The organism is Candidatus Accumulibacter necessarius (assembly GCF_036625085.1).
Window position 1 is genome coordinate 199,952 of sequence record NZ_JAZKUM010000002.1, and the last position, 19,191, is coordinate 219,142.

Annotated in this window: 14 protein-coding genes; 8 read left to right on the forward strand and 6 right to left on the reverse strand. The window is 62.5% G+C overall.

Features of this window, described 5'->3' with window-relative positions; genetic code table 11:
• Positions 1-32: 32 nt before the first annotated feature.
• Positions 33-386: an IS66 family insertion sequence element accessory protein TnpB gene (gene tnpB, locus V5B44_RS05190; RefSeq protein ID WP_332358044.1), complete on the reverse strand. Its 354-nt coding sequence runs from the start codon at positions 384-386 to the stop codon at positions 33-35.
• Complete coding sequence (gene tnpA, locus V5B44_RS05195; RefSeq protein ID WP_332358045.1) at positions 383-703, reverse strand: IS66 family insertion sequence element accessory protein TnpA; 321 nt, start codon at positions 701-703, stop codon at positions 383-385. The genes tnpB and tnpA overlap by 4 nt, the downstream gene beginning before the upstream one ends.
• 85 nt (positions 704-788) lie before the next feature.
• Between tnpA and V5B44_RS05200 the strand changes: the two genes are divergently transcribed.
• Positions 789-1,631 carry a hypothetical protein gene (locus tag V5B44_RS05200; protein WP_332358046.1) on the forward strand — a complete coding sequence of 281 codons (843 nt, stop codon included), beginning with the start codon at positions 789-791 and terminating at the stop codon, positions 1,629-1,631.
• Between the two features lie 237 nt (positions 1,632-1,868).
• Positions 1,869-3,875 carry a ParB/RepB/Spo0J family partition protein gene (locus tag V5B44_RS05205; RefSeq protein ID WP_332358047.1) on the forward strand — a complete coding sequence of 669 codons (2,007 nt, stop codon included), beginning with the start codon at positions 1,869-1,871 and terminating at the stop codon, positions 3,873-3,875.
• Between the two features lie 68 nt (positions 3,876-3,943).
• On the opposite strand, the gene V5B44_RS05210 is transcribed toward V5B44_RS05205, so the two are convergent.
• On the reverse strand, positions 3,944-5,140 hold the full coding sequence (locus V5B44_RS05210; protein WP_434735416.1) for a phage integrase N-terminal domain-containing protein: 1,197 nt from the start codon (positions 5,138-5,140) through the stop codon (positions 3,944-3,946).
• Positions 5,141-6,338: 1,198 nt separating this feature from the next.
• Between V5B44_RS05210 and V5B44_RS05215 the strand changes: the two genes are divergently transcribed.
• The 6 genes from V5B44_RS05215 (at position 6,339) to V5B44_RS05240 (ending at position 10,637) form a co-directional block, all read left to right on the forward strand.
• On the forward strand, positions 6,339-7,382 hold the full coding sequence (locus V5B44_RS05215; protein ID WP_332358049.1) for a PRTRC system protein D: 1,044 nt from the start codon (positions 6,339-6,341) through the stop codon (positions 7,380-7,382).
• Positions 7,379-7,657 (forward strand): hypothetical protein, encoded by a 279-nt coding sequence (locus tag V5B44_RS05220; RefSeq protein WP_332358050.1) that lies wholly within the window; start codon positions 7,379-7,381, stop codon positions 7,655-7,657. Before V5B44_RS05215 ends, V5B44_RS05220 begins: the two co-directional genes overlap by 4 nt.
• Before the next feature lie 7 nt (positions 7,658-7,664).
• On the forward strand, positions 7,665-8,138 hold the full coding sequence (locus V5B44_RS05225) for a CFI-box-CTERM domain-containing protein (RefSeq protein ID WP_332358051.1): 474 nt from the start codon (positions 7,665-7,667) through the stop codon (positions 8,136-8,138).
• Complete coding sequence (locus V5B44_RS05230) at positions 8,126-8,680, forward strand: PD-(D/E)XK nuclease family protein (RefSeq protein ID WP_332358052.1); 555 nt, start codon at positions 8,126-8,128, stop codon at positions 8,678-8,680. The genes V5B44_RS05225 and V5B44_RS05230 overlap by 13 nt, the downstream gene beginning before the upstream one ends.
• 107 nt (positions 8,681-8,787) lie before the next feature.
• Positions 8,788-9,858 carry a hypothetical protein gene (locus V5B44_RS05235; RefSeq protein ID WP_332358053.1) on the forward strand — a complete coding sequence of 357 codons (1,071 nt, stop codon included), beginning with the start codon at positions 8,788-8,790 and terminating at the stop codon, positions 9,856-9,858.
• Positions 9,859-9,911: 53 nt separating this feature from the next.
• On the forward strand, positions 9,912-10,637 hold the full coding sequence (locus tag V5B44_RS05240; RefSeq protein ID WP_332358054.1) for a hypothetical protein: 726 nt from the start codon (positions 9,912-9,914) through the stop codon (positions 10,635-10,637).
• A 214-nt stretch (positions 10,638-10,851) separates the two neighbouring features.
• Here V5B44_RS05240 and V5B44_RS05245 read toward each other — a convergent pair whose 3' ends face one another.
• From V5B44_RS05245 to V5B44_RS05255, 3 genes are all read right to left on the reverse strand, one after another.
• Positions 10,852-14,352, reverse strand: a complete 3,501-nt coding sequence (locus tag V5B44_RS05245; RefSeq protein WP_332358055.1) for an ATP-binding protein — start codon at positions 14,350-14,352, stop codon at positions 10,852-10,854.
• Complete coding sequence (locus tag V5B44_RS05250; protein WP_332358056.1) at positions 14,349-15,617, reverse strand: metallophosphoesterase family protein; 1,269 nt, start codon at positions 15,615-15,617, stop codon at positions 14,349-14,351. Before V5B44_RS05250 ends, V5B44_RS05245 begins: the two co-directional genes overlap by 4 nt.
• Before the next feature lie 222 nt (positions 15,618-15,839).
• Positions 15,840-18,935, reverse strand: coding sequence for a helicase-related protein (locus V5B44_RS05255; RefSeq protein WP_332358057.1), 3,096 nt, complete (start codon positions 18,933-18,935; stop codon positions 15,840-15,842).
• Positions 18,936-19,191 lie beyond the last annotated feature (256 nt).

The following is a 19,191-nucleotide window of genomic DNA, read 5'->3' on the forward strand; positions in this document are numbered from 1 at the left end:
TCTGCGTGCTTTTCTGAAAAGACGGCGCATCCCTAGACCTGCCAGTGGGCGGGTGCGGGCGCGTCCCGGCGTTGCCAGTCTACGCCGGCGATCAGCCAACGCCATTGCGCTGCAGTGAGGGCAAAAACCGGGTCGCTGGCGCTCGGCCAGGTGAAGTAGCCACGGTGCAACCGGCGTTGCGACAGCCAGACGCCGGTGCCGTCCCAAACCAGCAGTTTGAGCCGGCTGCGGCGCCGGTTGGTAAAGGCGTAGGCGGTGCCGTCACAGGGGGTGCGCCCGAGACTGGCCTGGATGCGGGCCGACAGGCCATCAATGCCCAGGCGCATGTCCACCGCTTCAACGGCCAGCCAGATGCGCTCGGGCGCCGCCCCGAGCGGCGCGTTCATGCGCGCTCTCCCCACAGGGCCGTCAACCACCCGGCCGGTGGCAGCGCGGCAAAGTCGAGTCGCCAGCCCTGCGGGCTATGGAGCGACAGGCTCGGCGTTGAGGCCGCGGCACTGGGAACCCTCACCGCAGGAACCAGGGTCAGTGGGACTCTCGCTCCGCTCGGTCCTGGACCCTTCGCCAAGCGCAGGTGCCAGTAACTGAGCGAATGGCTTCTCAGTCCGTGCTGCTCACAGTACGCCTTCTGGCTGCCGCCGCTCGCCCGCCAGGCGTCCACATGCCCTCGCCAGTGCGCTTCCAGTTCACCTGCCTGGTCCATCTCGTCCTCCTGTCGAAAACCCGGAGGTTGCTCCATATCTCGGGGGTTTTACAGGTGGGTGGGCCGGACGCTTACGGAAGAGCGCTTGGCGCGACAACTGCAATTGCAACACGCTTACGTCAGCTACGTCGGTCTAGTGATCAGACGTGCTCTGGAACGCTATGGTTTGCGCATGGCAGGTGGAAAGTATGTGTTCAGTTGGGCTGATTGGAGCTTCGTACTCAAGCATGAGGCGCATGATTGGGTCGTAACTCAGCCTGACGGATCTGCTCTGAGGATCGTACCGATTGCCTGGTTCGGCGCGTCCATAAAGGGCAGCGAGACTCTGGAGCCTGACCGCATTGTGTGCTGGCCAGGCACTTCAGCCAGTGTCGCATCACCGCAGTGTCTCCCTGTCTCACCATTGGATCTTTACGTCGTGGAGAAAGTGGGGAAATTGATCGATGAATGGATGTTGCGGCAATTGCTCCACGGTCATGGCCGAAAACTTGGGCCTCTCCCCACACCGGCTAAAAAACTGACAGAGGCATGGCCCGAGCAGTTCGAATCTATTTCTCCAACGCACGTTAGGCTTCTCGCACCAATCGATGATCAGAAAGCAGCCGAACTGAGAGCATCCCTCAGAGGTTCGGCGAACCCACAAGTTGAGGATGCCGTCGGCTCTGCCATCGAGCAGGTCGCAGCGCTTGCTCAGCTTTGTGGCCATCCGGCGCGGTTTGAACCAGGTCAGCAACAAGACTTCTACTGCCAATGCGCGACTTGCCAGACGACGTGGTCGCTTAAGACAATAGGCAAAAGGCGGCACTTTTCCTTGCGGCCGAAGGGCGCGTCGAGCGTATCCGAGACCAACCGTTTTGTATGGTCTGGCAGGGATTGGCTGGAGTTCGACTTGGACTCAAATGGCCTAATCGTTGAGTCCACCCCGTGATTCAGATTCACCGGTCGGAAATGTGCCGCACAGCGTGAATGGCTATGAGGGGCTGCTTAACAAGGTTTGCTGACCGAATCAGTCAGCAGGCCGAATGACGGCCGAGGTCCTGACCGTGGTCGCGCATCACGTCTCACAGTGATGCCCAGAGGCTTGAAGGGCGGGGCGGGGATGAGATTCTGAACTTATGGACATGCCCCTCGGCATGCCTCCTTCAACCGTTCAGGAGCCCTCCGTATGAAATTCACGAAAGCCGAAATCGACACCATTATCGAGGCGTCGCCCCGTACCTTCGTTCCCTTCAACAAGTTGGTCCTCTCGGAGGACTATCAGGCGCGTGCCGGTGGCAGCACCCCGAAGATGAGCATCGCCGAACTCGCCGCCTCGATCAAGGAATGCGGCGTGTTGCAGAACCTGATCGTCGTAGATGGCGTGCGCGGCCACTACGAGGTCTGCGCGGGCGGACGCCGGCTCGAAGCGCTCACGCTGCTCGTGGGCAACGGCGACCTCGCCGAAAACTACCCGGTGCCCGTGCTGATCGTGCCGGCCGACAAGGCGCTGATCGCCAGCCTGTCGGAGAACTGCTTCCACATCCCCATGCATCCGGCCGACGAGTTCGCAGCCTTCGCCAAGCTGATCGGGCAGGGCAAGTCAGTCGAGGACGTGGCCGCTGCCTTTGGGGTCACCCCGTTGGTGGTCAAGCGCCGCATGAAGCTCGCCACCGTCTCGCCCAAGCTGATGGCCCTTTTTCGCGAAGACCAGATCGGCTTGGACTGCCTGATGGTACTGGCCTCGGTGGACGATCACCAGAAGCAGGAGCAGACCTGGGCCGCGCTGCCGTCGTGGAACCGCCGTCCAGACTACCTGCGCCAGATGCTGACCCAGGGCGAGATCGAGTCCGACCGCGATGCCGTCGCCAAGTACGTGACCCTCAAAGCCTATGAGAAGGCCGGCGGTGCGCTGCGGCGCGACCTCTTCAGCGACGACGACAAGAAGGTCTACCTGCTCGATGCGGCCCTCCTGGAAAAGTTGGCGACCGACAAGCTGCAAAAGCGGGCCAAGCAGATCGCGGCCGAAGGCTGGAAATGGGTCGATGTCCGAGTCCGCTATGCCTTCGACGAGTACGTCAAATATGGCGAACTGCGCAAGACGAAGCGCCAACCCGATGCCCCGGAGGCCGCCGCCTTGGCGGACCTGGAAATTCGCATTGCGGCACTCAACGAGCAGATGGAAGCATTGGCCGATGCGGACGGCGACGAGGACGCCTTCTACCGGCTCGAAGGCGAAGCCGAAGGCCTGGAGGAACAACGCAAGGCGCTCGACGAAACCCTCAGCGTGTGGCCGGTCGACCTGATGGCCCAGGCCGGCTGCGTCGTCCATGTCGGCCACAATGGCGCCGTCGCGGTGAAGTACGGCTTGATCCGCCCCGACGACCGCAGCGACATGGTCCAGGCCGCCCGCCAAGCCGCCGAAAACGGCACCGACGAACCCCTGGTGTCGCTGCCGGCGGCTAAGACCCGCCCGGTGCATTCCGAAAAGCTGATGCGTTGCCTCACCGCCCACCGGGTCGCCGCCGTCCAGGCCGAATTGCTCGACCGCCCCGACGTGGCGCTGGCCGCGATCACTGCGCATCTGGCGCAGAAGATTTTCCGGAGTAACGATCTCTACTATTGCCGCTCGGAGAACGTCTTCGCTATCAGCGTGACCGACAGCCAATCCGAACTGCGATCCGCCGCCGAGGGCATGGAGGCCAGGGCCGCCTGGGCGAAGCTTCAGGCCGAGCGCACGTCCTGGGCCGAGCGGCTGCCGGAGAACCTGGAGGAAATCTTCTCGTGGCTGCTCGCCCAGGAGCAGGCGACGGTGCTGGACCTGCTGACCTTCGTCGTTGCGGTCACCGTCACGGGCGTCTATGGAACCGAGCCCGAGCGGCAAAGCAACGACGCGTTGGCGCGGGCCTTGGGGCTGGACATGACTCAATGGTGGACGGCCACGGGGGTTTCCTACTTCAACCACGTCTCCAAGGCACGTGTCCTCGAGGTCGTCACGGAGGCCGTCGATGCCAATGCCGCCAGCCCGCTGGCCGCGCTCAAAAAGGATGCCGTGGTGACGGGGGCGGAACAGACGGTGGCCGGGAAGGGCTGGTTGCCCGCCTGCCTGCGCATCAACACCGCCCAAACCAGGCAGACGGAAGCGGCTGCGGACGACACGAGCAGAGTGCCCGGCGAGCCAGCCCTGACGGCGTGAGGCACGCCGCAAGGCGATGCCGGGCGGCGCAATCGTTTACGCCCGGCACCGGCTTGTCCGGACGCCGCTCACACCGGCACGGCCGCCCCGTCGTCATCGTTGCCCTTCGGCTCGGGCGAGCCAACCGGCCGGCCACCTGGCTTGATGATCGTGCCGATGTAGGCACCTGCGGCCCTTGCGCGCGCATGCCCTGCCAGCTGTGACACCGCCAGCCGCGCCGCCCGATCCAGTTCCGGGGATACTGGCCCGCCACCCCGGACCGGTGACGGCACACCAGCGACATCTTCATAGGCATCGTTGAGAACCCCATGGCGCAGGCCATGACCTGTCGCGCCCCGCTTGCGCAAGGTGATGCCGAATTTCTCCAGGACGTAGTCCAGCCGCCGCAGGTTACGCTTCAGGTCCCGACGCGGATCGCCCATGTGGGCGTCGCGACCGTCGACCACGCTTTGGGCAAACTCCAGTGCTGCCAGCTGAACGGGACTGTCCAGGGGAATCCAGCGCACCCGGCCGCCTTTGCCCTTGACCCATGCATACCGATCCGCCAGTTGCTGGTTCTCTGGCAGCCCGGTCTCGCTGAACGGCATGACGTGCTGGAATGGCCGGAACTGCACTGACTCCTTGCGCCGCAGCCCCAGGGTCGACATCAGCCGCAGCGACGCGCCGACACGGAGGTCGAACTGGCACACCTCGGCGATCACCGCCTCCGCATCGATCCCTTGGGCCGTCCAACTCTTGTCGCGCTGAGCGGACTCGTGGCGCTGGTATTCCTCCAGGCTCAAGCCGTAGTGGCCCGGCTTGCGCACGAAGCCGTGCTTGCCCATCCACATCGCCAGCCCCCGCAAGAAGCTCAGGTAGGTCTGGATCGTCGCCGGTGCCAGATGCGCCTGCTGCCAGACCTGCACCATCGCGTGGATGTGCTTCTGCCCAAGGTTGCGCGGGTCCGGCACCGTCTTGAAGCCCGCCTTCTGCTTCAGGTCGCGGAAGAAGCGCCGCAGGAACTGCCCGCGTTCCTGCCGCGTCTTGTGCGAGACGGTTTTCTCCAGGGCGGTGTGCTGGGTGTTGAAGAGTTTGATCAGGACCTCCAGCACCTTGAGCGGTGGCGCCGTGCCCGGCTGGTAGCGGGAGAGGATTTCTTGAGGTGTCTTGCCCGCCCAACTTTGGGGGCGAGCGGGCTGCTGCTGGCTCGAGCGACCGGGGCTGGCCGGTTCCTGCTGCCGGCGGCGAGAGCTACGAACAGTTTTGCTGGGGATTGCATCCGACATGGTGATGGCTCCTTGGCCGGAGGCCCGCCGCCCGAACGGCAAGCAGATGTTGGCGATGAAAGTGGAATCCAGGGCAACTCCCGGCAGGACGGATTCCGTTGCCCGCGCCGGTCAGTGGTCAAGAACTTCGGCGCCGCGCGCGACCACGGCGTCGCGGCACCTACCCAGGGGTTCGTCGGCCAGCGCGTCCGCGCTCGCCAACTCGGTCGGTCTTAAAAACGAAACGGGTTGATCCGGCCCATCCGTGCATTTCTGCAGCCATGGGGTTGTGATGCCGGCCGGCCTCTGGGGCGTGGCTTGGGCATCGGCGGCGAGGTCGGGCCTCGCGCCATCTGGTGGATCGGTTCGGGAGTCGTAGCGCCATCCACTCGCATGGGTCCGCCCCTGACCGAAAGTCCAGGGCAGTGTCGAGGGTGTGAGCGAAGGCGCGCGGGGAGCCCAAGAGGGCAAACACGACCGCGCGCTGCGGCGAACCGCGTGCTCAAAGGATGGCGGGAACAGGGGCAGGCATCGGGTGCCGGCCGGGTGCTCTGTTGGCCGTGGTGCGCTTCAGGGAGCGCCCAGCGATAAACGCTGGCCAAGCCAGGGACATGCACTACGAGAAAGACCGCGGGACCGCCGCCTCAAGGGCGACGGCATTGCCGGTTCGAGACCGGCGCTTCAATGGCAGGTAACGACTGCGACGCCTTTTGCTCCGCGATGGAGCGTGGCCAGGATGGCCCTCGGGAAACCGTAGTTGACGCCAAGCGGGTAGGGCGGTCAAGCGGGCGGCTCGAAAGCGCGGCGATTCTCGGGGGATTGAGGGTGGCACTTGCGCGCCCGGGAGATTGCGGTAAGGCGCATTTATTGTCGCAAAGCGGCGGGCAACGAGGCGGCGGGCGGGCTTGACGAGGGAAATCTCTGCCTCTGGTCCTGAGCGGAGGAACTCAGGGCGATGCTCGCGCGCTGACCGGTCCGGCGGCAACTGCCGCGCATGGGGTTGATGCCCGCCATTTGAATGAGAGCGTAGTGACACACACGCAGCCCCGCCGGGGGATGACGCTTTCAGGTGTCACCGAAATGTCCGTGCATCGCCGGTTCGCTGACAGCGGGCCGAGCCCGACGCCGAAATCGGCCTCTTTGAGTGGGGATTCCGTGTGGCGGGATCAGATCGCCCCGTCGATGCTGATCGACCTCAACCCTACCTCGGAGCCTTGCCATGGAATTGATCGTCAGAGCGGTGGATGTCGGATCGGGCAACACCAAGTTCGTCACGGCTGCAGCGGGTACCGACATCCGCTGCGCCAGTTTCCCTTCCGTCGCCTATCCGTCGAGCGACAACTCGCCGTCGTGGGCCGGCAGCGAGCGCAAGAAAACGGTGTGCATCCCCATTGGCCCGCTGTTCTACGAGGTCGGGCCGGATGTGAGCCTCGCCGCAGACACCTTCCGAGCCAAGCAACTGCACGACGAATACACCGAGACGCCCGAGTACATGGCGCTGCTCAGGGGGGCGCTCTCCATGATGAAGGTGAGCCACATCGATTTGCTGGTGGTCGGCCTGCCGGTAGCGCTCTTCGACATCAAGAAGGCGGCGCTGGAGAAGGCCATGACGGGCCGCCACGACATCGGCGGTGGCAAGGCCGTGACCGTGGGCAAGGCCCTGGCCGTGCCCCAGCCGCAGGGGGCGCTGGTGCACTACGCTTCCGAGCACCAGAAGATGGCGATCATCGGCAACGAGCAGAGCCTGATCATCGACCCAGGCTCGCGCACCTTCGACTGGCTGGTGGCGCGGGGTATGCGTTTCGTGCAGAAACAGAGCTACTCCTTCAACCGCGGCATGTCTGACGTACTGCGCCTGCTGGCGGCCGAGATCACCAAGGACATCGGTTCGCCCTACCGCGACTACGACGCCATCGACCTGGCGCTGCGCACCGGCAAGCAACCGGTGATCTTCCAGAAGCCGTATGACATGAAGCGCCTGTTGCCCCTGGCTGAGACCGTCGCCGAGCAGGCCGTCTCGACGATGAAGGAGTGGATCGAGGCACCGCATAGCCTGCAGAACATCATCCTGGTCGGCGGCGGGGCGTTCCTGTTCAGGAAGGCGGTCAAGGCAGCGTTCCCGAAGCACCGCATCCACGAGGTGAAGGAACCAATGTTCGCCAATGTGCGGGGTTTTCAGCTGGGTGGGCAGAACTACGCGCGCAGTTCAATGGCGGCCACCGGGAAGGAGCGGGGGCAGGGCGGATCGGGAGAGATTGAATGAGCACCGATTATGTAAAGGATCCCCCGCCCATTCGTCTCGTCTTCGAACTTGCGCGCGCCGACCATCCGCGTCTGTATGACGAATTGATCCAGTTTCACAAGGGTACCAAGCGGGTCAATCGCCTGCGCGTGCTGGCTTACGATGGTTTGCTGGCGCAGAGCGGTGTCTTCGCCGAGATGGGACGTGGCTCGTCTCATCTGCCTTCCGCAAGTAGCGCGCAGGAGGGCAATGGCGACATCACCAACGACCTCTTCGCGCCAGCGATCGACGCGTGAGCCGGCCATGGGCAAGCGATCGCGCCGGCCGGTGAGCGGCCGGATGGTCAGTGCTTCGGACCTGGCACAGATGGGCCGCTGCGAACGGCTGGTGGTGTTCGAACATCTCCATGGAAGCCGGCGTACGGCTGGGCAGCAGCGAGCCCGGGCACGCGGGCTGGTCGAGCACGAGCACTTCTATCGGGAAGGCATAGCGGCTTCCGCACAGGCCGCTCGGAAGGGGCGTTGCTTCATCGCCACCTGCGTGTTCGGCGAGGCCTGGCAGACGGAGGTGCTGCATCGGTTCAGGGATGAGGTACTGCGACCCAGCGCTTGGGGACGCCGGGTGATCCGCCTCTACTATCGGGGTGCTCCCAGCATATGCGTCGTCCTGCGCCGATGGCCCGCCTTGCAAGTTCCTGTGCGCATGGTCTTGGGGGCGATAGCGATGGGGCTTCGGTGGTGGTCAGGCTCGCGTGGGGACGGCAAGTGTCGGCGCTAGCGTGGGGCATCGGTTGCGCCGTTGCCGTCGCAGGCTTCGTGCTGGTCATGGCGCGGAGGCGATCAGAGACCGATGCCGCACGGGCTGAGCGGGCCTCACGGCCGGCAGCGCTGCGGGATGCCGAGTTGGTCTACATGGAAAGACTGTTCCGGATTTCCACGCCCGTCGAACTGGTGGCGAAACTTGACCGGGCATACCGGATGCCCTCCGGTCTGCTCGTGTTGGTGGAGTTCAAGACTCGCTGGAGCAACCAGCCCTTCCTGTCGGACGTGATCCAGTTGTCCGTCCAGAGGATGACGGTGATGGGGCAGACGGGGCAGTCGGTGGCGGCGTACGGGTATGTGATGGTGAAGGCGCCGACCCGGCGAGCCTTGCCGATCGCGCATTTCGTCAAATTGATGACTGGCGAGCAGGTGGTTGCGTTGGTCCGGCGGCGGGACGAAATTCTTGCGGGACGTGGTGTCTCGGCTCGCAAGGCCTCATCCCTGAAGACGTGCGATGCGTGTGCGTTCCGGGCGGATTGCGATTCGGGCAACAAATGAACCGTACGCTCAACTGTCGCGGTGTAGTGCAAACTGCTGAGGAAGACATGCTTGCCGAGAGCTGTCGATCACCGATGATCGAAGCGTGTGTGTAGGGGATGGAGCAATTGGATAACGTTGTTTTGCACGATAACAGCGTTCGTGTTATCGTGCGCAATATTGGTTATTGTGGTGGTTTATCCATGTTGGCCCTCGCTACCGCCGTTCGACACTACCTCCACGAGGTCTTGGGTATTCCCACGCCCAGCGTGAAGCCGTGGGCACGAGAAGATGAGTTGCCGTACTTCCTGCGGGACACCTTTCAATTCGGGGAGATTGAACTGCTGGGACACTCCATTGTGCTGGCAATGGGACGTGCTGAACAAAAACAGTCTCTCAGCGAGGTTCGAACGTGGTTGGACAAGGTAAGGGCGTTGGCCGGACAACCAGCGGTCTACGTCACAGATGCCTTGGCCTCCTACGAACGTCGACGGCTGATCGAGCAAAAAATCCCGTTCATCGTTCCAGGCAACCAACTCTATTTGCCGGACTTGGGCCTCGACCTTCGTGAATACTTCCGGCAGCGCTCACCAACGGCGGAATCAGCACTGAGTCCTTCCGCGCAGGCCATGTTGATCACGGCCCTGCTGCACCAGCCTTGGCAGGCCGAATGGCAACCTTCGACGGTTGCGGTCGCCTTGGGCTATACGCCGATGACCCTGTCGCGCGTGGTCAAGGAACTGACTGCGGCCGGACTTGCCGCCGCGTACACCGTGGGCCGGTCTCGCTGGCTGCGCATGGAGCAGCCTCCACAGCAGACATGGGAGCGGGCAAAGCCTGTGTTGCGAACTCCAGTCAAGCGGACAGTCTGGGTGCTGGCTGAAGACACCATGGCCAAGCAGTTGGGCCGATTGGCCGGCTTGAGCGCGCTGGCGCACCATTCAATGCTGGCCGAGCCAAGGTGCCCGGTGTACGCACTAAGCGCCACGGAATGGAAGGCGGCGACAGACGCTGGCCTTCAGGCGTTGCCCGAACCCGTTGCCGGCGCACGCGAATGGCAGTTGTGGAGCTACAGCCCGGCGTTGTTGCCTGGCGCTGCCACGGTTGACCCGCTCTCGCTGACACTCAGCCTGCAAGACAACGTGGATGAGCGCATCCAACTCGCGCTGGACGAACTGAAAGGGCAACTGCCATGGTGAGAGGGCTGGATGTTTTCCAGGGCTGGTTCGCGGACTACGCCGACCAATACGTCTTGATCGGTGGCACGGCCGCCAGCTTGACCATGGAAGAGGCCGGGCTGGCGTTCCGCGCCACCAAAGACCTCGATATCGTCCTGCACGTCGAGGCGCTGACTGCAGCCTTTGGCCTGGCCTTCTGGAAGTTTGTCGACGCTGGCGGATACGAGATTCGCCAAGCCAGCGATACGGGAAAACCGATCTTCTATCGATTCCAGAAACCCGCTGATGACCGCTACCCGGCGATGGTCGAACTGTTCGCGCGAGCACCCGACGGATTGCAGCCGGCCGAAGGCAGTCGGCTCACACCGATACCGCTGGACGAAGCCGTCTCCAGCCTGTCCGCCATCCTGTTGGACGAGTCTTACTACGCATTCATCATGGCGGGACGCCGTGAAGTCGGAGGCCTGCCGTGGGTGGGCGAAGATCGCTTGATTCCGCTAAAAGCGATCGCGTGGCTAGACCTGAGCACGCGGAAAGAGCAGGGCGCCAAGGTGGACGCCAAGGACGTGCGCAAGCATCTCAACGATGTGCTGCGCCTGTCGCAACTGCTGGCGCCCGCAACGCGCATTCCGCTCGACAAAAAAATCGGCGATGACATGACGAGGTTCCTCACTGTGGTGGCGTCTGATACCTCGATCGAACCGAAAGGGCTACAACTCGGCAATGCCACTGTCGCCGAGTTGGTGGCCCGCATCGCGCAAGCGTATGAACTCGATGTGCCGGGGCAGGTGAAGGAATGAGTTACGCGGGCGGAAACCAGAGCATGATGACCGTTTCCGCCTAGAAACTTGATCCAGACGATATAGACGGCCAGACACTGCTGTTCTGGTACGGTACGCGAATCCCCGCGATTGCGCGCCGTCAGAACGGCGCATCGCCCAATCGATTTCTCTGGGCAAGAGGATAATCACAATCCTTCGGCGGACGTGTCTTCGGCCGAAACAGGTTGCTGCACTACAATGCGATGAGGGCAAGGTTCTCAGCCGGCACATGACGCTGCGCCAACTCAACCATATGTCGATGGTGTGTGAATACCAGCACTTGGTTCTCACCAGCGAAATTCGCCAATGCTTCTAGAATGGCGCCGGAGCGATCTTCGTCCGAGGTCATCAGAACGTCGTCGAGGATGACCGGCAGGTCGACGCCGGCGGCGCGCCGAAGATCCAGAGCTGCCAGGCGTAGCGCTAGGTAGAGCTGGTCAAGGGTGCCTTCGCTCATCTCCTCGACGCGCACTCGCGAGCCACTACTACGTTCGGCAATCAGGGCCGGCTCCTTGTCGGAGTCGTCGCTGATCAGACGCACCAATTCGCCGCGTGTCATTCGGCTAAAGTAACTCGATGCTGCGGTCAGCATGGGCCCCTGCGCCCGATCGCGAAACCGCTTGAGCGCTTCGGAGAGAAGCGCATGCGCGAGCCGCGAACGAACCCATGGCGACATGTTGGCGCGTACGCTGGCGGCCGCCCGTTCCATGTCCTCGCGAGCCGCCACGGCTGTGTCGGATCCGTCGATGACATCAAGGGCGCGCCGGGCTAGTTCCTCACACTCGCGGGCGGCCTGCAGATTCGGTTCGAGCTGATTCAGCTCATCCGAAAAGCTTATCTCGTCAGCATCCATGCGTGCTGCATCGTAGTCGGCCAACTGTGTGCGCAGTTCGTCCAGCGAGCGTCGTGATGCGAGCGCCAACTGTGAGCTCGAGCGATCGACTTCGCTCTGTGCTTCCCGCTTGCGTCGCGACTGCTCCTCGGCTTCTGGCAGCTGATTCGCCGACTCGACGTCGGCGGCGAGGCACAGGGCTGACAGGACTTGCTGGTGCCGCGCACCGGTATCCTCATGCTCGCGCTGCGTTTTCTGCGCCGCCTCCAGCGCTTGATGCGCTAGAGTGCGCTCGGTCTGGACTGCCTCGGCAGCAACCAAGCGCGCGGAGACCTGCTCGACGTACAAACGAAGATCCACAGGCTCGGGTCCCCCGAGCACCTGCCAGATTGCCTTGGCAGCGTCATCGAGGACGGCGATCGCTTGGCTGGCCCGGCGCACTTTGGCTTGAGCCGCGGCGAACCGATCTTTGGCTTCCAACAGGTCTTCGAATTCAACCATGCGCGCCCGGGCGACGGCGACCGTCGTATCCTCGGGCAGCAGCAAGCCGGCGAGGGCCGGCTTTAAGGCATCCTTGGCGGCGAGCAGGGCGTTCGTCAACTCGTTTTCGCTGGCGGCTCTCTGCTGGAGCTGCCGTTCGCGTTCGAGCCGTTTGCCAGCGGCCCGGTTGATCGCCGTTTCACGCTGCTTGATCTCCGAATCGACTTCGGACGCCGTCGCCAACAGGGTGCTGAGGCGCGCATCCTCTGCAGGCGCGGCGAGTCCGGTACCGACAATCGCTGCGCGCAACTGACTCGCCAGCGCCTGCTCAATGTCTTGAACCTGCTCGAACTCGTCGAGCTTCGACTGCAGCGCCTCGCACGCGGTCCGTGCGGCAGGTAACAAGGCCTGCCAGTCACGCAGCGCCGCCGGCGACAGGGCCGGCAGATCGGCCCCCGCAATGGTCTGCTGCCAAGTAGCTTGCCGAGCGTCTTCCTCCCGGTCGAGCTCTTCGAGTTGGCCGTTGAGTTCGCCGCCGTCCGTTTCCAAGGTCTCGATTGCCCGCCTACTCGACTGCAGCGCGGCAGCGCGCTCGGTGTCACTGGCCAACTCGTCGATCAGGCTATCTGCCTGAATGACCGCGTCCTCGTAAGCTGCCGGAAGCGGCTTGCCGCCGTTGAGGGGGTCGGTGGGGGAATTCGTTCCGTCGATGTAGATTCCGCGCAGCAGTTTCCACTCGGCGTCCCGATGCGAGCGTGCGGTCTCGACATCGTCCCGCGTCGGGACCTCACCTTTGGCAAGCAGACGATCGCGCTGGCCGAGTTCATTGCGCAGCGCCTCGGCTACCTGAGCAATTCGTTTCTTGAGCTCATCGCGTCGCGTTGCGTAGGCATTTTCCTGCTTCATCGCAAGGTCGATCTGCGCATCCAGCAGTGGCTGCACCCGGCGCAGTGCCGCTTCATCCCTCAAGCCGCCAGCTTCCAATCCGTTGGCCACCGCGCGCCGCGCGGCCTTGATTTCAGCGGGAAGCGCAGCCAGACGCTTAAGAACTGCGTCGCTACGCGCGAGTTCGGCTTGGGCGATGCGAAGCACCGTTCGGGATTCAGGCGAGGGCAGTGCCTCGGCTGTCGATTCCTCGGCGTCCATGGTCTGACGCCCGGATTCCTGATGCTGCTCAAGTGCCTGTGCGGCGAGTTCGACGGCATGCAGAAGCTGCTCGATTTTGACCCGTTCGGTTCTCGCTGGAGCATGTTCGCTGACTACCTCAGCGGATCGCGATACGTCGATTCCGGCCGCGAGTCGGACGACCTGTTCGGTCTCCGTGGCCACGTCAGCGTTGGCGTCAGCCAAATCCCGGCGGTGCTGATCGATCGCCTCCGCGGAGGCCACCAGTCGCTTGATCGCCGGTCCCACCTCCAGGATGAGACTATCCAGTTTGAGTTCGTCGAGCCGCTGCTGTTGGCGCAGGGCCTCGGCCGATGCGAGGTTGGCGTTGTGCTGTGCGTCCGATAGGCCGGATTCTGCGGCGGCGCGCTCGGTGGCAGCTGTCAGCGACAGGAGCGGCACCGACTTCAGATCCTCCAGGATCCGCGACGCATGCTGCAGCGTGCTGATTACCGGGGCGACGGCGCGCAGTTCCTTGATCAGGAGCAACTTGGCATTCAGCTCCCGGCGGCGCGCCTCCAGTTCGGCGACGTTGGCTGCCGCCGCCTGATGTTTCTTGAAGACATCGGCCCAATGTGCCGGTCTCACCAGGGCCTGCTTGTATTCACCATGGCGTTCTTCGTAGGCCTTGATCGCTTCGTTGATGCGGGCGTTCTTTCCGCGCGCGCCGGGCATGAAGAACTTGCGCGCGGAAGCATCCAGACGCTCAAGGATCTGTGGGATGCTGCGAACGCCAGCGCTCGCTTCGAAGAGGGCGGCCCCTACGTCCCCTTCGCCTTTCAGGAGTGCTTGACCACCTTCTCGCAGCCGCCGGTGGTCGAGCCCGAACATGGAGTCGTACTCTTCCTTGCGCAGCCCGCCGTTCAGCAGAATTTCGACATCCGGCGGAACGGGCGTTTCCAAGGTCTGGCCCCCTTGCGCGAAATCAGCGAAGAATAGTGTCGCGCCGCGACCCTTGCGACGTATCAGCGAATACTCGTTGCCCTGGCGATCGACAAACTCGCCACCCACCCGCATGTCAGGGTGAGCGTGTATGAAGTTGTCCCTACTGTGCAGGGGGATGCCGAACCGCAAATCCGAGACGGCCCGCAAGGTCGATGACTTGCCCGCTTCATTGGGGCCATGTACGAGCACGAGCCCCTGCGTGGCGGTGCCAAAGTCAAGCACGCGGTCGGTGAAAGGGCCAAAAGCTTTCAGGTGCAGCCGGCGCAACTTCATTGCGTCTCTCCTTCGGCCGTAACACCCGACAACTGCGCAAGCACGGTTGCCTCGGCGTCGGCAAGAAACACGCGCATTGCATCGACGTCGAATAACGCAGGATCGGCGTCGGCGAGGGCGCCCGGGAGGTCCTTCATCTCGGCCACCTGCTGCGCGAACCACGCTTTGAGTTGTCCCTGGTCCGTGCCAATCGCGTCAACTAGCCGCACGACCTCGCCAACCGCATCGGCGCGCCCGGCCGCGGCAGTGCGATCCAGCGGCGACTGCAGGTCGAGGCGGACTTGCTCGATCCAGAGGTCGGCATCGTCCAGGTCTTGGGTCGCCGCCTGAATTGCGGCGGCGATGGAACCAGGCTGTTCGGCCTCCAGGCGATGCAGTACCGACTCACCGTGGACCACGAGGCGCACAGCGTGGAGCCGGTCCCTGGCATCGGCGACCAATTCGCGCGCTTGGCCCACGAAGTGCCTTGCCAGCTCGTCGACCGAAGACAGCCCTGACGCATCGAGGCGAAACTGATGCCAACGCACGACCTCCAGGGGAACGAATTCGGCCGCGGTGATGACGCCGCCCTCGACCGTGACCAGTTCGCATCCCTTCGGGCCGGTCTCTTTGGCGTGGCGCCCCTGCAGGTTGCCCGGAAAGACGATGCGCGGGTCCGACGGCCGGACCACTTCGCGCGCATGCACGTGGCCCAGCGCGAAATAGTCGTAGCCCTTGTTACACAGGGCTTCGACTGAAGTCGGCGCATAAGGGTCATGGCCCTCGCGCCCGGTCAAGCTCGTATGTAGAAGGCCGATGTTGAAGCGCCCCGGCAGCGGGTCTGGATAGAGTGGCACCAAATCCTCCGGCACCGCACGATGCGGGAAACTGCGCCCATGGACTGCCACGCCGAGTGCCTCCAGGTCGATCGACTCGCTCTTGTGAGCGCTAAAGACGTGGACGCCTTCAACTTCCGGCAGTTGTTTCGTGATCTGACTCTCCGCGTCGTGGTTGCCCTTGACCAAGAAAACCAGGATGCCGGCGCGCCGTAGCCGCAGCATCTGTTCGCGGAAGAACAGGCCCGTGCGAAAGTCGGCCCAGTTGCCGTCGTAGATGTCGCCGGCGAGCAGCACGATATCCACACTCTGCTCAAGGGCGAGTTCGACCAAAGCCATCAGCGCCTGGCGTGAAGCACTACGCAGGCGCGCCACGGGAGCTCCCTCATAGCTGTCCAGGCCGCGTAGCGGACTGTCGACATGCAGATCTGCTGCATGGATGAATTTCACGTGGGATTCCCTCCTTGTTGTGCTATCGCCCACTCGGCCGCGTACGATATCGGCATGTCGCACCGATGATGTTACAAGAATCTCGGGTAATCCCAACCTTTGAATTCAAACGAACACTCTGTGGCCGCGCATGGCGGATGTCGTCAATTGAACTCGACCGACTAGGCAGTGCCAGCTGACACGCGGGGTCTGGAAATATCCGGCCTGCACTGTGCGTCACATCTACCCTTGTTCTGCCAGCAAGATCGTGTTCAACAGATTCAATTCATTGGATGCAGCCACGTAGCGGTCGTCGAAAACTAGGTCTAGCCGTGCCGGGTCCTGTTCCCCAACGATGGCTGCGTATGGAATATCGGCATACCGGGGAATGACTGGGAGGACGTTGCGGGTTGCGGAAAGGCAGCGGCCGAGCGAATCACGCCAAGCCTCTTCATCCTCCAATGACGGAGGTCGTCCTTCCGGGCCTGTCTTCCAGAAGCGCGCGTAATCCACCGGCACGACCAGCCACGTTGATGGGGATTTCAACGTCTTGACCGTGGAGAATTCGCGGGTTGCCTCATCCTTTTCGCGGGCCAGCATCCGATACAGTTCTTCTGCAGATGCTCTCAATTTCGACGGTAGGCCGCGATCCGAGTGTATCCGCCACAACTGACCGAACAGCTTTTGGACTTGGCTACCAACATCCGTCAGCCAGCCCTCGATGCTGAATCGTTCTTGTTTGTCGAGGTCTTGCCAATGCTCCAGCCAGAATGGGCCGACGCAGTAGAGATTTTCTGGCAGGACACTTTCAGGATCGGCCGTCGGGTCCAATAACAAGGGCGCGTTGTCGGCACTCGCGCGGATCGTAAATTGCTCCAGATCACCCAAGCGCACTGCGCTACGCATCGAACTTTGCTGTGCCGTCGCATCCAGGGAAAACTTCGAGAATAGATGGAAAGCATATTTTTTGGCATTCGAAACCAGCCCACGGCGCTCCACGTCCGACGACGAGTCGCGCAGGAAGATATCGCTCTCCTTCAGGAAGTCGCGTACGTGCGTGCTCATCAATGAAAGCATTTCTTCTGACCCGATTCCGCCCACGGGCACGATCGCCAGGTTCTGGCGATCCAGGCCGGCATCGCCCGTGATGCGGGTATGGATCGTCGATCGCAATAGCACCAGGAAGGTCAGGAGATCGCTCACCTGCCGAAGCCACTGCCGAGGCTCAGGTTCCAGATCCTGCGGCAGGAAGTCCTGCATCAGCATGACCAGGCGTCGATTTTTCCAATCACCATCGGTATGGACTTTCCCAACGTCATCCACGTATTTCTTGCCGCGGCCCCGGTAAATTAGTTGCGCCACTTCCATCAGGGCAGCCTCAATGCCAAATCGTGGAATCAGGGCAATGATCCAATCGGTCTTGGGGAAGGAAATCCCGCGCGCGCCGCTCGATGTCATCAAGAACACCTTAACGGTGTCCCGGTGATTGTCGGCAATGAGCGCCTTTCGCTTGGTCGCCGTCACACTTGAATCCAGAATCGCGACTTGGTGCCGGTCCAGGATTGCGGGCTTTTCGTCGGCTCCCGTCAGCGCCGCTTCGATCGCGCGCAGGAAAGCCTTGTCCTGGGCAAAGAAGATGATCTGGTCAGCACTGGCCTCCAATGCGCGATCAATTTCAGCCACCACATTTGTCACCAGGGCTTCCCCTTGCTGCTCTGCGATTGCCTGGCGAATGCTTTGCATACCGCCATCGGGGAGATTTCCCGGGGTGACCACATTGAGGCGTACCCGGTAATCTACGGACAACTTGGCCGCCGGATAGCTGTTGGTCATGACATGGAGGACCGGGCGGGTCGCGCCACCGATTCGGACCGGGGTCACCGCCAAACGGAACGGACGCCTGCCGGCGCTCGGCGCCACCAATATTTTGTCCGGCGCCCGCTCGCCGCTATTGAGATATCGGTCGATCACGACCTCGTTTCCCAAGGACGCATCCGAGACGACCAAAATCACACGGAATAATGGTTCGCCCTGGAACGGTCGAATGAACTGCTCTTCCAGCCACCGGGCCGCTGAAACGACAAATCGAGCGCCGGCGGGGTCCCCGGTGAGTTCGTCGACCATGACCACGATGGTGGGGATGCGTTGGGCAAAGGCGCGCCGCTCCTCGATACCGGCAGTGGCGGTTACGGGATTTCTGAAAATATTGGCGAGTGCATTCAGCGTGCTCTTGCCCGCACCCAGCTCCCTGTATCCCTGGATGGCGGCGGTGAGTACAAGCTGTGCCACCCTGGGGTTCTCGTCGAGCAGCGAGCGGCTTGTCTTGGCAAGGACCTGCAAGACGCCGGGAAGCGCCTTGTCGGAAATGCGGTCCTGTCGCTCTGTTTCGGAGAGCTTGGTGGAACGCGAGCCAGTGTGGATCAGTTCAAGTTCTTCCTTCTGATCCGGGGACAGAATGAGCGTGCTGCCATCGGGATGCACGAGCCCGGGCACACCCTCGGCAACCACAGCACTATCGATTTTCCGTGCCGGTCCCGATCCATTCTTGACCTGCTCCTCATGCCACGCCTTGGCGGCACCGATGAGTTTTGAATTGGTGGTGACGGTAAGGATGCCCGTCGGTTCCTTCGTCTCTCGGTCGCAGGACAGCGTTCCCGTAACATCATCATTGATGATGACGCGCGGGCTTACGTAGAGAAACAAGAAGCCGCCCGGCGCCTCCCGGAGGTAATGCACAACCGCGGTGGTCTTCCCGATGCCCGGATTGCCTTCAAGGCCCAGGACGGTCAATTGACCGGGCGTCGATGCCCGCATGCCCGCAACGATTGCCGAGGCATGAAGATCTCGCAAGGGCACGGGTTCGCCGGGCGAGACGCGCTCGGTAAGTGCAGCGGTGATGGCGCCTTTTGAGTCTTGCTTGAAGAATGAGGTGAGTGCGGCATCCGAGTCGATTTGGCTCAGTGCTTCATCCCATTTCAGAGCTTGCATCGGGTTGTAGAAGCCCTCAACGTCCTCGGAGAAATTAAAATCCACGCTCGCCCCGGGCTCCGGAAATTCCCGCAGCTCCGCAAACTGCTTGCTCATCGCTTTGGGAAGAGCCTTGCGTATCTGGTCGAAGGCGAATCGAATATGCTCGTCCAACTCGTCCTCTGCGTAATCCGGGACCTTGTTGGTCTCTCGATAGGCTCGTCCCAAGGACTCCATCAACATGGCCCGCGGATCGGGACTCTCCGTTCGAAAATACTTGGCGGCAAGGCTTTCAAAACCATTTTGTGTGATGGAAAGCGCGCGGGTGTTGAATGGCCGACCGACCAAACCCTTACTATCCAGCCAGCGCATGGTGGTCTGGATATAGGAAGCCGCCTGGCAGAGCTTGTAGAGGGGCTTGTCCCCGGCCCGTAAAGGCCGGCAAGTGCTCCTTAATATGTGGCGATAGCACAAAGCCCTCTCCGGAGACTTCCGCGCATACCCTGGAAAATACGCAACGGGAATCCACGAACCAGGCATACCGCCTCAGCTCATCGAGATGGGCCGTCGGCTTCCCATAGTCGGCGCTTTCAGTAAATCCGTTCAATGAGAACTCAAGGCACAGGAA